This is a genomic window from Streptomyces sp. NPDC050806 (genome assembly GCF_055586425.1).
Map to the genome: position 1 here is coordinate 736,466 of NZ_JBVJIF010000001.1, position 15,250 is coordinate 751,715.

Consider the following 15,250-nt stretch of genomic DNA (forward strand, 5'->3'; position numbering starts at 1 on the left):
CGCTCTTCCATCACTTTCGGCCATCCCCTTCCAGGTCCTGCCGCGTCCCCCGCCCGTAGGTGACTCGGTGTTAGCAGCACACCGTGTCACCTACGGGGAGTTTGGTCACTTCGGCCGCGGCCCGCTGCTCAGGCGTGGAAGGATGGTCTGCGCTCCACTCTTTTTCCGGGGGTGCCGGGCTACGGCTCGGGGTCGGGCTCCGGCAGGGCGTTCGCGCGGGCCACGTCCGCGTACCAGTGTGCGCTGTCCTTCGGGATGCGCCGCCCGGTCGGGTAGTCCACGTACACAGCGCCGAAGCGCTTGCTGTAGCCGTATCCCCACTCGAAGTTGTCCAGCAGCGACCACAGGAAGTAGCCGCGGACGTCCACGCCGTCCGCGATCGCGCGGTGCACGGCCGACAGATGGCCGTGCAGGTACGCGATCCGGTCCGGGTCGTGCACCGCACCGCTGGGGTCGATGTAGTCGTCGCCCGCCGTGCCGTTCTCGGTGATCATCAGCGGCAGGTCCGGCACGTCCGCCTTGAGCCGCAGCAGCAGGTCGTACAGGCCGCTGGGATCGACGGCCCAGCCCATCGGTGTCGTACGCCCCGGCGGCCGGTGGAAGACCACGTCGTCGGCGGCCGGCCACGGGCTGTGCCCGCTGGCGCCGTGGCCGTCGAAGGAGTGGTCGGGAGCCTCGGCGTCCGCCGCGGACACCAGCGTCGGTGTGTAGTAGTTGACGCCCAGGAAGTCCAGTGGCCGGCGGATCGTCGCGGTGTCGCCGTCCCGCACGAAGGACCAGTCGGTGAGCCGCGCCGTGTCGTCCAGCAGGTCGGCGGGGTAGGCGCCGGTCAGCAGCGGGCCCGTGAACACCCGGTTGGCGAGGGCGTCGATGCGGCGCGCCGCGTCCACGTCCTGCGGGCTGTCGGTGCGGGCCCGAACCTGGTGGATGTTGAGCGTGATCGAGACGTCCGCCTCGGCGGGCAGCCCCGCGCGCAGCGCCTGAACCGCCTTGCCGTGCGCGAGATTGAGGTGGTGCGCGGCGCGCAGCGCGGCCACCGGGTCGGTACGGCCGGGCGCGTGCACCCCGGAGGCGTGGCCGAGAAAGGCGCTGCACCACGGTTCGTTGAGCGTGGTCCAGGTGCGGACCCGGTCGCCGAGCGCCTCGACGGCCAGCGCCGCGTACTCCGCGAACCGGTCGGTGGTGGCCCGTTCCGGCCAGCCGCCCGCGTCCTCCAGCTCCTGCGGCAGATCCCAGTGGTACAGCGTGGCGACCGGCTGGATGCCCTTCTCCAGCAACTCGTCGGTCAGCCTGCGGTAGAAGTCCAGGCCCTTCTGCACGGCCGGGCCGCGCCCGGTGGGCTGGACGCGGGGCCAGGCCAGCGAGAAGCGGTACGCGCCCACGCCCAGGTCGGCCATCAGGGCAACGTCCTCGCGCCAGCGGTGGTAGTGGTCCGTGGCGATGTCACCGGTGTCACCGTTGCGCACCTTGCCCGGGGTGCGCGCGAAGGTGTCCCAGATGGAGGGCGTCCGGCCGTCCTCGGCCGCCGCGCCCTCGATCTGGTACGCGGCGGTGGCCGTGCCCCAGAGAAAGCCGGGCGGGAATGCGCGGGCGGCAGTGGGCTGCGGGGCGGTGGCCACGGTGTGCGATGCGGTGGTCAAGGGAGTCCTTTCCGGAGGCGGAGCGGATGAGGCGCGGGAAGCGGTCAGCGGGCCGGGGGTCATCCCTTCACCGCGCCCTGCATGATGCCGCCCACGATCTGGCGGCCGAAGACGACGAACATCGCCAGCAGGGGCAGCGTCCCGAGCAGCGCGCCCGCCATGATCAGCGACTGGTCACGGACGTAACCCGCGCTCAGCTGGGTCAGGGCGACCGGGACGGTCGGGTTGGTCATGTCCAGCGCGATGAACGGCCAGAAGAAGTCGTTCCACGCATGCACGAAAGTGATCATGAAGAGGACCGCCATGGCGGGGCGGGCGATCGGCAGCACGACGCTCCAGAAGATGCGGAGCGAGTGCGCGCCGTCCACCCGGCCCGCCTCGACCAGTTCGTCGGGCAGCGCCTCGGCCAGGTACTGCCGCATGAAGAACACGCCGACCGCGCTGACCAGGGTGGGGAAGATGACCGCCGGCAGCTGCTGCCCCCAGCCCAGCTCGCTCATCATCATGAACAGTGGCACCACGCCCAGCTGCGGCGGCACCATCATCGTGCCGATGACGAGCATGAGCAGGATGTTGCGGCCCCGGAAGCGGAGCTTGGCGAAGGCGAAGCCGGCAAGGGTCGCGAACAGCACGGTCGACAGCGCGATGACACCCGCCACGATCAGACTGTTCGTCATGGCCTTGCCCAGCGCCGCGTCCTGCCACGCCTTGCCCAGGTTCTCGAAGAGGTGCGGGCCCGGCAGGAACGGCGGCGGGGTACGGGAGACCCGGCTGTTGTCGCTGGACGCCGCCACCATCGTCCAGTACAGCGGGAACAGCGACGCCACGGTGGCAAGGCCGAGCAGTACGTAGGCGACGGGCCCGGCGTGGTGCTGGCGCCCGGCGCCCGGCCGCAGGGACAGCCGGCGGCGGGCGGACGGACGCGTACGGTCCGATGGTGCGGCCGGACGCCGTTCCGCCGCCGGGACCTGGAGACTGTCGGTGGTCATGACTGGCCGCTCCTGGACAGGACGCGCCGGGCACCGGCCGGGCGTTGGGTGAGGCGCCGGACGACGCGCTGGACGACGAAGATCAGGATCAGCAGCAGGAACATCGCCCAGGCGATGGTCGCGGCGCGCCCCATCTGGTAGTTCTTCCAGCCCTCCTCGTACAGCAGCAGGCCCAGGGTCTGGTACTGGTTGTCGGCGCCGCCCGTGATGCCGTTCGGCCCCTGGCCGAAGATCAGCGGTTCACCGAACAGCTGCGTCGCGCCGATCGTGGACAGCACGATGGTGAAGACGACGGTGGACCGGATGCCGGGGATCGTGACCATACGGAACTGCTGCCAGCGCGAGGCTCCGTCCAGGGCGGCGGCCTCGTACCGTTCCCCCGGTACTGCCTGCATCGCCGCCAGGTACAGCAGCGCGTTGTATCCCGTCCAGCGCCAGATGACGATCGCGGAGATGGCGAGCTGGGCTGCCCACTTGTCGTTCTCCCAGTTGACCGGGTCCAGACCGACCAGCCCCAGCAGCCAGTTGATCATCCCGAAGTCGCGCTCGAAGAGCATGGTGAAGACCAGCGCGGCGGCGCCCACCGACGTCGCGTACGGCGTCAGCGCCGCGACCCGGAAGAAGACCGAGCCGCGCAGCCGGTAGTGGAGCAGATGCGCCAGCCCCAGCGCCATCAGCAGCTGCGGGACGGTGGAGACCACGCCGAGCGTGAAGGTGTTGGCGAGCGCGTTCCAGAAGCGGTCGTCCTCCCACAGCGCCACGTAGTTGTCGAAGCCCACCCACTCCATGAGGTCCATGGAGGACAGCTCCACCCGGTGCAGCGAGATCCACGCGGTGTAGAGCAGGGGGTAGAAGCTGAAGGCGGCGAAGACGACGAAGAACGGGGCGACGAAGGCGTACGGAGCGCCGCGCACGTCCAGCCGGTGCCAGAACGTACTCCGCCGGAAGGTCTGCAGGGCCACCGGGGTCCTCCTGTGTCGGTCGGGTGCCCGGCGGTCAGCCGGTGGCCTTCTTGATGCGCTCTTCGGTGTCCTTCCAGGCCGCGTCGGGGCTCTTGCCCTGGGCCTCGATGAGCGACAGGCCCTGCGAGAAGATGTCCTTGATCGTGCCGTCCTTGCGGCCCAGCACCTGCTTGTCGGGGATCTCCCGGGCCGCGTCGCCGAAGATCTGGCCGATGGGCGCGCCGCTGAAGTAGTCCGACTTCGCGTCGGCCACCTCGGGCGCCTTCAGGGCCTTCTCCGAGGACGGGAAGTTGCCGAGCTTCTCGAAGAGGAACGCCTGCTGCTCCGGGGCCGTGAGCCAGGCGACCAGCTTCTTCGCCTCCTCCTTCACCGGGCTCTGCTCCATGACGCCGAGGAAGGAACCGCCCCAGTTGGCGCCCTTGGGGGCCTTGGCCACGTCCCACTTGCCCTTGTTCTGCGGTCCTGCCTTCTCGCTGATGTGGGCCAGCATCCAGGCCGGGCACACCGTGGTGGCGAAGGTACTGTTGGCCAGGCCCGGGTCCCAGCCCGGCTGGAACTGCCGGAGCTTGGCGGTCAGCCCCGAGGAGCCGGCTTCGGAGGCCAGCTTCCAGGCGTCGGTGACGACCGGGTTGTCCTGGTAGATCAGCTTGCCCTTGGTGTCGTAGAACTGCTGGGAGCTGCCGTAGATCATGGCGTTGAACAGACCGCTGGAGCTGTCGGTGAAAGCCACGCCGTCGCCCTTGTAGCCGGACTTGAACTTCCGTCCGACATCGACGTACTTCGACCAGTCGCCCGCCCACAGCGCGGCGACCTTCTCGCGGTCGGTGGGCAGTCCCGCCTTGGCGAACATGTCCTTGCGGTAGCAGACGGCCATCGGGCCGATGTCGGTGCCCAGGCCGATGACCTTCTTGTCCGCCGCGGTGACCTGGTTCTGTTTCCACGGCAGGAAATGACCGGTTCCGGGCACCTTGGCGAGGTCGGCGAACTTGTCGGCGCGGGTGTCCACGATCTCCTTGGCGCGCAGGACCTCGACGCCCTGGATGTCCTTGAGGCCGCTGCCCGCGGCGAGGTGGGTCTGCAGGGCGGTGTAGTACGTCTGCTCGTCGCCGGCTATCTCGGCCTTGATGGTGACGTTCGGGTGCTCCCGCTCGTAGCGCTCCAGCAGGCCGGTCTCCTTGAAGCCCATGACGCCGTACAGGCCCATGGTGATGGTGACCTTGCCGTCCTTCACGCCGCCGCCGGTGCCCCCGTCGCTGCCGCCGCAGCCCGCGACCAGGCCCAGCGCGGCGACGGCCGCGACCGCGGCCAGGGATCTCTTTGTCATCGTTTTCCGAACGCTCACCGTCGGTCCCCTCCCGGGTTCATATGGAAGTGGGTACGTTCCCATTCGCAGAAGTGCGGGACTGGGAACGTGCCCACTGATGTTCCGGAAGAGTGGCCGCAGTCGGGGCCTGTGTCAATGACTTGAACACATACGGCAGTTGGCCCTCCGCTCGCCGGAAGCCCGAAGCCCGTACGGGCAGCCCGCAGGGTCTGGCACAATGCGCTGGTGACGGGCGCGGGGACGGGCAACGGCGGGGGAGGCGCGATGGCGGGTGGACAGCGGCCGACCATAAAGACCGTGGCGGCGCGCGCCGGAGTCGGCCGCACCACGGTCTCCCGTGTCATCAATGGTTCGACGCTCGTCAGTGACGAGGCCAGGGCCGCCGTCCTCGCCGCCATCGACGAGCTGAAGTACGTCCCGAACTCCGTCGCCCGCGGCCTGGTCACCAGCAGGACCAACTCCATCGCCCTGGTGATCCCGGAATCGGAGTCCCGGCTGGGGGCCGAGCCGTACTTCGCGGCCCTCATCCGCGGCGTCAGCACCGGCCTCGCCGACACCCGTACCCAGCTCCAGCTGATCCTCGTCCGGGACCAGGGCGAACGCGACCGGCTCACCGAATCGGTGGCGGAGCGGCGGGTGGACGGCGTGCTCGTGGCCTCGGTGCACGAGCACGATCCGCTGCCGGCGCTGCTGGAGGGCATGGGCCTGCCCACCGTCCTCGCCGGGCGCCGCTCGCCCGGGGAGTCGCTGAGCCACGCCCACGCCGACAACGTCGGAGGCGCCCGCGCGGCCGTGCGGCACCTGCTGGACCGGGGCCGCTCGGCCATCGCCACGGTCACCGGGCCGATGGACATGGACGTCGGCCGCGGCCGGCTCCAGGGCTGGCAGGAGGCGCTGCGCGAGGCCGCCGCGCCGCCCGCCGAACGGCTGGTGGCCCGCTCGGACTTCACCGAGGAGGGCGGCCGGACCGCCGTGCGGTCGCTCCTGGAGCGGGCCCCGGAGCTGGATGCCCTCTTCGTGGCCTCCGATGTGATGGCGGTGGGCGCGCTGGCCGAGCTGCGGGCGCACGGGCGGCGGGTCCCCGAGGACGTGGCGGTGGTCGGCTTCGACGACTCCTTCATCGCCCGGCACACCAGCCCGCCGCTGACGACCGTACGCCAGCCCGTCGAGGAGCTGGGCACCACCATCGCCCGCGTCCTGCTGTGCGAGATCGCCGATCCCGAAGCGCCGCGGCAGCGGATCACCCTGCCCACGGAGCTGGTCGTGCGTGAGTCCTCCTGACCACCCGTACGCGGGCCGGTTCCGGTGCTCAGCCGCGGCGGACGGGCCCGATGCGTTCGTGTGAGACCGCGAACGCCGCGAAGTCCGCGTAGTCCGACTCCGGCGTGGCCCAGCTCGGATCGGAGCCGCCGAAGAAGGTCGAGAAGAACACGCCCTCGATCCGCAGCTTCTTCGAGGTGCGGAACTCCAGGTCGTCCTCGCGCAGCACCCGGCGGCCGTCGAGGAACACCTCGACCGAACCGTCGTCCTCCCCGGGGGTGTTGAGCCGGACGGACTGCTCCACGCAGGCCCAGCGGCCGACCGGCCACTTCCACTTGCCGCGTCCGAGCGAGGTGCCGTGCTCCACGGAGGTCGGCAGGTACGCGTAGACCTCGCCGCGGCCCTTGCTCCGCCACATGTACCGGGTGGACAGGCCGTTCTTGCCGTCGGGGATGTGCCGGCCGCCGGTGACCGAACCGCCGTACAGACCGGGCAGCTTGCCGCCCTTGACGAAGTCGAAGCCGTGCGGAAACCGCAGGTAGTAGCGCAGGTGGAGGGTGTCGGTCGGCCCAGAGCGCAGCGGCAGGTACAGCTGCGCGCCGCCCTCGGGGCGGCCGAACCGCCGGGCGACGGTGGGGCTGGCGGACCGGGCCGGATAGCGGACCCGCAGCACGGGCCCGTACACCGGGTGGTGCCGCAGCACGGTGCGTTCCAGGCCGAAGGAGCCTTCCTCGCGCGGCCGCAGCCCGGAGCCGAAGAAGCGGGCCACGGCGGCGGTGTCCCAGTCCAGGGTGGAGCCGGGGGAGGACGGCTCGTCCGTGTGGTGCGGGGGCGGTGGCTTGTCGTCCGATCCGGAGCACGAGGCGAGGAGTGCGGCGAGGGCGGCCGCTCCCGCGGCGGCGAATTTCCTCCGGTCCATGGGCCGTTGCTCCCTTCCTGCGCCCGGGGGCGTCGGCCGCCCCGCCGCGAGGCCTGCGACGGGGCGGTCTGGATCAGGCGGCGCTGATGCGGTACGTCATCGCCGCGGTGCTGGTCGGCCTGGCGTACAGGGTCACGCTGCCCTTGGCGTCCGCCTTGCCGGTGGCCACAGTACGGCCGTCGGCGACAAGTTTGTACGAAGCGCCCGCTTTCAGGCCATTCGCGGTGAACGCCGCTGAACTGGCCGGGTCCAGCTGCACCTTGACGGGGTTCTGGTCGTGGAAGGCGATCGTCCCGGAGGTATCGGCGTCACTCTTGACGGAGTGCGTCAGGTCGGCCGGTGCGGTGTTCCTCGCGAAGACCGTTCCGGCGGTCGACTGGGTGAGCACACCGGACTCGAGGGCGCCCGTGAAGGTGTTCTCCGAGAAGTTCAGGTCGTCGCTCTGGTTGAGCTTGGCGACGTTGCCCGCGGAGCCGTCGAAGGTGTTGCCGGTGAACTCCAGCCGGGCGGGCCGGCCGGTGTCGTTGGTGTACATGGGCTTGTCGGAGCCCTGGTACGTGAAGACGGCGTAGAGCCCGCTGTCGGTGACGGTGTTGCCCGAGGCCTTGATGTCCTGGGAACCGACGCTGTAGCGCAGCCCGTACTTTGCACGCGTGATGGTGTTGTTCTCGATGACGTCGTCGCTGCTGTCGAAGACCGCGATGCCGGCGCCGTTGGGCTGGTCGTGGACGTCGTTGGCGCGTACGACGGAGTCGGTGACGCCGCGGTGCAGCATGATGCCGTGCACCTGGTTGTCCGAGGGGTCGTCGTCGCCCGGCGGTACGTACGGCGGTATGCCGTTGTGGTCGCTCTCGTTGCCGACGATCTCCAGGTTGTCGCACCGCTGGGAGCAGATGATCCCGTGATTGCCGTTGTGGTGCGTGTGGTTGCCGGTGATGGTCAGGTGGTCGGAGTCGTCGTGCGGGTCGAGCCCGTACGTGATGTTGTGGTCGTACTCGTTGCGGTCGAACGTCATCCCGTAGGCACCGAAGGTGTAGGTGCCCATGTAGTTGTGGTGGAAGCGGCTGCCGATCTGGTCGCCGAGTACGTCCAGCTTGTCGCAGACGTCCTGGTGGTCGATGTCGCAGCCCCGGGCCTTGTACGCCACGCCGTAGCTCTCGGCCGCGTAGTAGCCGAGGTGGCCGATGTCGCTGTTGTAGATGTTCATCGTGGACTGGCGGGGCGTGCCGTCGGTGTCGAGGAAGGACAGCACCCGGATGAAGGCCCGGCCGCGCTCCCCGGTGCCGGCCGAGGCGTCGGTGTCCGGGCCGTTCTGTTCCGTGTCCCAGGAGGTGATGTCCACGGCGTCGATGTCGATCTTGCCGTACTGCGCGGTGACGGAGACGACCTCGGTGGGCTTGTTGCTCGCCGGGCTGTTCAGCCGCAGGACCTTCAGGTCGCCGCCGGCATCGGGGCCGTGCAGGTTCAGGGTGGCGCCGTTCTGGACGACCAGGTTGGCGTCCAGCTGCCAGGTGCCGGGCGAGCCGTCGACCTCGTACAGCGGCGCACTGGCGCACTGCCGGGCGATGTCGGGGAGCGTCGCCGTCCCGGACGTGAGGTAGACCGTGTTGGTGCTGGACGCGTACCGCACCTGGCCGCTGCACGCGGCGGCCTGCGCGGGCGGGGCGAACACGCCGGTCAGGCCGGTGATCAGCGCTCCCGCCGACAGCAGGACGGTGCAGGCACGCAAGGCTCTGGCGGGGCCGCGTACCGCGCGCCCGCCGGGCGAGACCGGTTCGCCGCCGGCCGGGGGTTCGGGCCGGCGGCCGGCGCCGGTTGAACGGTGGGTCATGTGTGCACTCCTTCTCCGGCCGCCGTCCCGAGGGGCGGCGGCCGGTATCGGTGGTACGGCTGACGTGGGGGTCAGGCCGTGTTCTCGACGTGCCCGGCGACCTTCGGCCGTGGGGTGCCGCGGTGCCGGACGTGATGGAGGGTCTGCAGGACCACGGCCAGGGCGAGCGCCACCAGCGCCGCGAAGCCCAGCCACGGGAACGGCGGCATCGTGATCTCCGTCTTGCCGTGCCGCTTGACCTCGCCGTCCCCGTCGAGCGCGACCGGGGCCCGGACACGGGAATCGGTGAGGTCCAGCCGGGACCCGGCGTCGGCCACGACACCCTGCCGTTCGGCCAGCACGTCCAGGGACCTGCCGGAGGCGCGGACGTTGTGCGCCAGGTGCATGCCGCGGTGGGAGCTGCCGACCGCGACCTTCTCCAGGCGGGCCGGGGCGCCGAGGTCGACGGCTGTCGTCCCGCCGGACAGGGACCCGCCGGTGACCCGCAGTCCGGGCGAGCTGGAGGCCAGTCCCTTGCGGCTGGCCTCGGTGACCCGGACGTCGTCGAGCGTGATGTGGCGGGTCGTGGCGGAGGCCAGCACACCGGTCTCGCCGCCGTCCACCCGCACGTCGCGCAGCGCGACATGGTCGGCTTCGCCGCCGATGGCGATGCCGGTGCGGTTCGCGGACAACGCGGTGCGTTCGATGCGGACCCGGGAGCCGGTGATGCCGATGCCGCGGTCGAAGCCGCCGACCGTACCGCCGGAGACCGTGGCGCTCTCGATGCCCTCGCCGAGCAGGATCCCCGGCTCGCTGCCGTTGTGTCCGGTCAGCTCGGAGTCCACGACGGAGACCGTGCTGTCGCCGCCGGAGACGCGTACCGCGGCCCGCGACGAACTCTCCACGGTGGCCTTGCGTACGACGCACTGCCGGCAGGAGGTCAGGTCGATGCCGCCGCCCTGGTCGAAGTGGGAGTTGGGCGAGTTCAGCTCCAGGCCGCGCTGGAGCGTCGCCTTGATCCCGGCGCCGTCGTTGTCACGCGTGGTCAGGCCGGTCAGCGTGCGGTCGTCGGTACCACCGAGTGCGATACCGGTACGGCCGTTGGAGTCGGCGGCCAGCCCGGCGGCCTTGGTGCCGCGGTCCCCCTTCAGCACGATGCCGTCCTCGGTGGCCCCGGACGCCGTGACATCCTTCAGCGTGACGTCCTTGGAACCGGCCAGCCGCAGCCCGGTGTAGTTTCCCTCGAACGTCGAGCCGGTGGCCGAACCGGTGCTGTCCCGCGCCCAGGTGACCCCCGACTGGTCGGCGGTGGTGGTGTCACCGATGCGGCCGAGCCCGCTGACGGTGGCGTTGCGGAAGTCCATCCGGCCACCCGCGCCCATCGACACGTACGGCCGGCCCGGTGCGTCGGCGGGCGCGAGGCCGGAGCCCTCCGCTCCCACCGACGCCAGCGTGGTGCTGTCGACGTCGAGCGAGGCCCGGCTGCCGGTGATCCATGTTCCCGACCGGGCGTCCCGTCCCGCGCTCAGCAGCACCTTCTTGGTGCGGTCGTCGATACGCAGAATGGTGCCGGGGGCGAGCAGGATCGCCGTACGCACCCGCACCGTGGACGGCGCGCCGGGCTCCTGGGACACCCATTCCCGGCCCGCGTTGGCGGCCAGCCAGCTGAGCGACACGGACGGCGTCCCCGGGTACAGCCGGTGCACCAGGTTGCCGCCGCTCAGCAGGCTGACGCTGCGTGGCCGCAGCACCATCAGCCGGTCGGGCCGCCCGGTGCGCTCCCAGGCGGCCACGTCCTCCGGAGCGCCGACGGCTGCCGCCGGCGGCGCTGATGCGATGCCGAGTGCCAGGACGGCCGAGAGGGCGGCCGCGGCCGCCCCGAAGCGGTATGCGGTTTTCATGCTCCTGCCTCCGAACCGGCGGCCTGCGGCGAGGTCCGCACCGCGACACCGTTGACGACGGACACCTGCCGGGTCAGCCAGCGCTGCCTGCGGATCGTCAGCAGAGCGCAGATCTTCACGCCGGCCATCACGAACGACACCAGCACGAAGCCGGGCACGAGGAAGAACGACGACGGCCTGCGCACCAGGTGCGGGAGCATCTTCATCGCCCGGCTGACCCACCACCAGGCGGCCAGGCACGCCACGAAGAACCAGTCCTGGCGGATGATCGCGTACGTCATGAAGAACGGTGCGACCAGCAGGGTGAAGCTGCTCACCGCCTTGTCGGCCATGGTGAAGGCCAGGAACGGGTGCCGCCGGATCCAGCGGGACGACAGCGCTCTGAGGTCTGATCTCCAGGTGTTGCGGGACCAGCGCAGCCGCTGCTTGAGGAAGATCCGCCAGGTGCCGGGGAACGTCGACCACACGCGGGCCGAGCGCTGCATGTACGTGCGGTGGCCGCCCGCCAGGACCAGCGTGGTCAGCCGCTTGTCGTCACCGGACATGCAGGGCACGCCCATGAACGTCTCGTGCATGAAGTCGTCGGATATCTCCAGCAGCAGCTCGCGCCGGTAGACCGCCGTCCGGCCGGACAGACAGGAGACCGCCCGGCCCACCGCGGTCTGGGCCGCGTTCTCGTCGAAGTACCGGTAGTCCAGGTACATGTCGTTCACGCGCTGGAGGAAGCCGCGCGGGTTGTAGACGTTCTGCCGGGTGCCGACCCCGCCGACCTTCGGGTCGGCGAACGGCTTGCACACCTCGGCCGCCACGTCCTCCGCCCAGATGGTGTCGGAGTCCACCAGCGCGACGAGGTCGGTCTTGCACACCTCCCAACCGCGCCGCAGCGCGTCGCGCTTGCCGGGTACGTCGGTGATGACGACGGTCACCGGATAGCGGGCCGCGACCTCCTGGCACGCGTGGTCGGTGACGTCGATGACGAGGACGACCTCCTCGACGTCGTTGGCCAGCCAGGACTCGATCGCGTGCGCGAAGATCTCGGGGTCTTCCTGGTACACCGGGACGACGATGCTCATCGGCAGCCGGAAGTCGTTCCGCACCGGGCGGTACAGGGCGGCCGGCGCGCGGCGCACGAGCCAGCAGCTCCAGCGCACCAGACCCAGGATGCCCAGGGGCAGGTAGACCAGGTAATACCGGAAGTCATAGAGCGTGGTGTCTAGTAGGGCACTCATGGTTCCGTTCTCGTTCACGGGTGTGCCGAGGCCGGGCAAGGGGGGAGTGGGGCTACGGAGGGGGGTGTCCGCTGTGGGTCAGGCGAGTTCGGCGGCCAGCTCGTCCGCTTCGCGGTCGGCCCGCTCGATCAGCGTGTCGTTGACCTGGACGACGGCCCTGAGCAGCGGCATGTCCAGGCCCAGCGTGTCGGCGAGCCCCAGGAAGCCCTGGGTGTCCTTGGGCAGGCACACACCGCCGTAGGGCGCACCGCCGCGAATGCCGTAGAGCGGGTTGTACGAACCCTCGGCGGAGCGTGCCACGGTCTGCGCGACGGGGTCCAGGTCCAGGCCGAGGGTCTGGCTGACCAGCCACATCTCGTTCCAGAAGCTGATCTTCGTCGCGTTGTAGATGTTGTGCGCGCACTTCACCAGCTCGGCCGCCGCCGGGTTGGAGAACGTACGCAGCTCCCCGCCGAACGGTGCCAGCAGCTCGGTCAGCCGCTCCACCGTGCGCTGGCTGCGGGAGGCGATCACCGTCATCCACGGGTGCCGGAAGTCCTCCAGCGCGGTGGCGGCGCGCAGGAACTCGGGGTTGCCCGCGAGCGAGAAGCCCTCGCCGACGCTCTTCCCCGAGTGCTTCTCCAGCAGCGTCAGGACGAGGCCCTCGGTGGTGCCCGGCGGCACGGTGGACCGGACGACCACGGTGTGGTCCCCGGTGGCGTCGGCCAGGGCCGCGCCCACCGACGCGGTACCCTCCTCGAAAGCGGACAGATCGTAGCGGTGCCCGGCGTTGGGCGTGGGCAGCGTGAGGAAAATGAAACCGTCCGGTTCGTTACGCAGGTCGAGCACGTCGCGCGCATCCAGGCCCTGCGAACGCAGGTATTCGATCCGCTGGGGCGAGATGTCGATGAAGGTCACCTCGTGCCCGGCGTGTAAAAAGCCCTTACCGGTGGCTGTGCCGACGACACCGGAACCCACGATGAAAATACGTGCCATGGTGCTGTCCCCTCCTGGTGGATGTGCGTGCGCTGCGCGACGCGAAAAGTAGTAACGAAGAGATTGCGGGCCGGAGGGAACCGGTCCGCCGTCACGGCCGTCGGAGCGATGGCGCTCGGGTCGGGCCCGCGCATTCCGGTACGCCCGTACGGGGCGGTGCCTCCGGGTGTGTCAGGCCCCCCTGCCTGATCAGCATCTATGCATCCTCCGCCGGAATGGCCCCGGTACGACTGCGTGACGATGTGAGTGCCCTGCACTCTGCACTCATCGGGACGGACAGTACAGAAGCCGACTTACTGAGAGGGCAGGAAATTGCCGTGAGCCCTGAATTCCGCATGCCCGGTTCCGCTCCGGGCCGGAGAGCGTCATTGTCCTGCGGAAAAGCACTGCGCGGAGCGGAAAACCGGCAGGCCGGAACTCCGGTACGCGAGCCGGGCGCACACCGCGGCGCCGGACCCGGCGCCAAGGCATGACAAGCGTTTTCGCCGCCGCCGCGTCCCGGCCAGTGAATTCAGTAGGTTGTCCTGAATAGGCAAGCGCCGGCGCGCACGCCGGGATCAGTAATGAGACGCGTGGAAATATGTATTCCGGAGTACCGGGCGAGGCCTCTTGTCACGCCCGTCCCTGCCGGCTCCTCAGCAGCGCGCGGCGGAGGCCGGCTCCGCCGCGCTGACCAGGGCCGGGGGCCAACTCTGCCCGGCGCCGGCGGGCTACCGCCGGGCCCCCGCCACTGGCCGGAACCCTCGCCGTCGGTCGTCGATCACAACGCGGCCTGCGCGGCGGCCTTCTCGCGCGCCGCCGCGGCCCGCGCCGGATCGCCGAGCTGCTCCTCCAGCCGGGCCTGCGCCGACCAGTTGTACGGGCAGACCGGGCGCAGCTGAATGCGCTCGCTCAGCAGGGTGCGGGCCAGGTCCGTCCGTTCCGCCCGCAGCGCCGCCTCGACGAGGGTCCGCTGGACGGCGTCCCGCTGGGCGTGGCTGCCGCCGAACTCGTGCAGCCGGTGCCGGACCGGCAGCAACAGGTCGGTGGCGCGGTCGTACTCCTGCCGCCCGTAGGCGATCAGTGCCCGGCACACCGGCAGTCCGATGTCTGCGGTCATCGCGCGGTTGGACACCGCCGGCGCCGCCCCCGCGAGCCAGCGCTGCCGGTCCGCCACCAGCCGCTCGGCCAGCGCGAAGCGGCCCGCGCCCACGTACGCCATCACCGCGTGCGCGTCGTTGAAGGCGTAGTGCGCACCGTCGTCGCGGCGCTCCCAGGCGTCGGCGAGCCGCGCCCACCGCGTGCCCTGGTCCGCGCCCGTCAAGTACAGCCGCCACAACATCGCCGCTGCGTCCAGCAGTTGCATCGCCACGCCCGCCGACTCCTCGTGGTGCAGCGCCGCGTCGTAGATCTCCAGCACGCGCGCCGAGTCGCCCAGCTCCATGGCGTAGAGCCCGTAGTGCCACCAGTTGTGCACCGTGAGCAGAGTGCCGTCCGACCAGTCGTCGGTGCGGGCGTCGAGGAAGCGGAGGCCGTCGGTGAAGCGACCGCGCATCTCGTACGTGTGCACCACGCCGTGGATCGCCCACACGTCGCGCGGATGGCGGGCGAGGGCTTCGCGCCCCACCTCCTCCGCGCGCTCGTAGTGCCCCGACTCCTCCAGGCCGAAGGCGTACATGCCCAGCAGCGGCCCGCGGTGCGGGTCGTCCGGCTCCCAGGCGCCCAGCGCCCCGCCGACACGGTCGCGCAGGCGCTGGGCGTCCCCGGTGAGGAAGTCGTGCTGGTGCCCTGCGAACAGCGCCAGCACATCGCGGGGATGGGCGACGGTGAGGTCGCCGAGCAGTCGTCCGGCGCGGTGGATCTCCCCGCCCAGCCAGGCCTCGGCGGCGGCCAGGTGCATCCGCTCGCGGGAGGTCAGGCCCTCCTCGTCCAGGCCGGCGCGGAAGCGGAGGAAGGCGTCGCGGGCCGCGGCCGCGTCCTTCTCCTCGGTGCCCAGGACGCCGAGGTACGCGGCCAGCACCTGCGCCATCACCGACCGCGGTGCCGCGTCGAGCGCGGCGCGGGCCGAGCCGGCCACGTCCGGCCGGAAGAACAGCAGGTGATCCAGGGCCTGTTCGTAGTGGACGAGGGCATCGGCGCCGGTGTGGCTCATCCGGTACCCGTGCCGGTCCGCTGTCATAGGTCCCTCCTGTGTAGCCGGTCCGCCTGCCCTCAGCGATGGTGGACGACCGGCGGCCGCCGGGAGCGGAATCCGGTCCCCGC

At 70.7% G+C, this 15,250-nt stretch carries 11 protein-coding genes; 1 reads left to right on the forward strand and 10 read right to left on the reverse strand.

Annotated features, from left to right (window positions below; genetic code table 11):
- Positions 1-179: 179 nt before the first annotated feature.
- The 4 genes from ACZ6WH_RS03345 to ACZ6WH_RS03360 are packed head-to-tail and all read right to left on the reverse strand — an operon-like array spanning position 180 to position 4,915.
- Positions 180-1,703: a GH1 family beta-glucosidase gene (locus ACZ6WH_RS03345; protein ID WP_469725605.1), complete on the reverse strand. Its 1,524-nt coding sequence runs from the start codon at positions 1,701-1,703 to the stop codon at positions 180-182.
- Complete coding sequence (locus ACZ6WH_RS03350; RefSeq protein ID WP_469725607.1) at positions 1,700-2,629, reverse strand: carbohydrate ABC transporter permease; 930 nt, start codon at positions 2,627-2,629, stop codon at positions 1,700-1,702. The genes ACZ6WH_RS03345 and ACZ6WH_RS03350 overlap by 4 nt, the downstream gene beginning before the upstream one ends.
- Positions 2,626-3,591 carry a carbohydrate ABC transporter permease gene (locus tag ACZ6WH_RS03355; RefSeq protein ID WP_362211092.1) on the reverse strand — a complete coding sequence of 322 codons (966 nt, stop codon included), beginning with the start codon at positions 3,589-3,591 and terminating at the stop codon, positions 2,626-2,628. The genes ACZ6WH_RS03350 and ACZ6WH_RS03355 overlap by 4 nt, the downstream gene beginning before the upstream one ends.
- Before the next feature lie 34 nt (positions 3,592-3,625).
- Positions 3,626-4,915 (reverse strand): ABC transporter substrate-binding protein, encoded by a 1,290-nt coding sequence (locus ACZ6WH_RS03360; RefSeq protein ID WP_469725608.1) that lies wholly within the window; start codon positions 4,913-4,915, stop codon positions 3,626-3,628.
- 264 nt (positions 4,916-5,179) lie between these two features.
- On the opposite strand from ACZ6WH_RS03360, the gene ACZ6WH_RS03365 reads away from it, so the two are divergent.
- On the forward strand, positions 5,180-6,196 hold the full coding sequence (locus ACZ6WH_RS03365; RefSeq protein ID WP_469725609.1) for a LacI family DNA-binding transcriptional regulator: 1,017 nt from the start codon (positions 5,180-5,182) through the stop codon (positions 6,194-6,196).
- A gap of 28 nt (positions 6,197-6,224) precedes the next feature.
- On the opposite strand, the gene ACZ6WH_RS03370 is transcribed toward ACZ6WH_RS03365, so the two are convergent.
- From ACZ6WH_RS03370 to ACZ6WH_RS03395, 6 genes are all read right to left on the reverse strand, one after another.
- The gene (locus ACZ6WH_RS03370; RefSeq protein WP_469725611.1) at positions 6,225-7,094 is read right to left on the reverse strand and encodes a polysaccharide lyase; all 870 of its coding nucleotides are present in this window, start codon (positions 7,092-7,094) and stop codon (positions 6,225-6,227) included.
- Positions 7,095-7,167: 73 nt separating this feature from the next.
- Positions 7,168-8,925: a right-handed parallel beta-helix repeat-containing protein gene (locus ACZ6WH_RS03375; protein WP_469725612.1), complete on the reverse strand. Its 1,758-nt coding sequence runs from the start codon at positions 8,923-8,925 to the stop codon at positions 7,168-7,170.
- A gap of 71 nt (positions 8,926-8,996) precedes the next feature.
- The gene (locus tag ACZ6WH_RS03380; protein WP_469725613.1) at positions 8,997-10,805 is read right to left on the reverse strand and encodes a right-handed parallel beta-helix repeat-containing protein; all 1,809 of its coding nucleotides are present in this window, start codon (positions 10,803-10,805) and stop codon (positions 8,997-8,999) included.
- Positions 10,802-12,034, reverse strand: a complete 1,233-nt coding sequence (locus ACZ6WH_RS03385; RefSeq protein ID WP_469725615.1) for a glycosyltransferase — start codon at positions 12,032-12,034, stop codon at positions 10,802-10,804. The genes ACZ6WH_RS03380 and ACZ6WH_RS03385 overlap by 4 nt, the downstream gene beginning before the upstream one ends.
- Before the next feature lie 78 nt (positions 12,035-12,112).
- Complete coding sequence (locus ACZ6WH_RS03390) at positions 12,113-13,009, reverse strand: 2-dehydropantoate 2-reductase N-terminal domain-containing protein (protein ID WP_469725616.1); 897 nt, start codon at positions 13,007-13,009, stop codon at positions 12,113-12,115.
- Positions 13,010-13,769: 760 nt separating this feature from the next.
- Entirely contained in the window at positions 13,770-15,167 is a 1,398-nt protein-coding gene (locus ACZ6WH_RS03395) for a tetratricopeptide repeat protein (RefSeq protein WP_469725617.1), read from the reverse strand.
- Between the last annotated feature and the right edge of the window lie 83 nt (positions 15,168-15,250).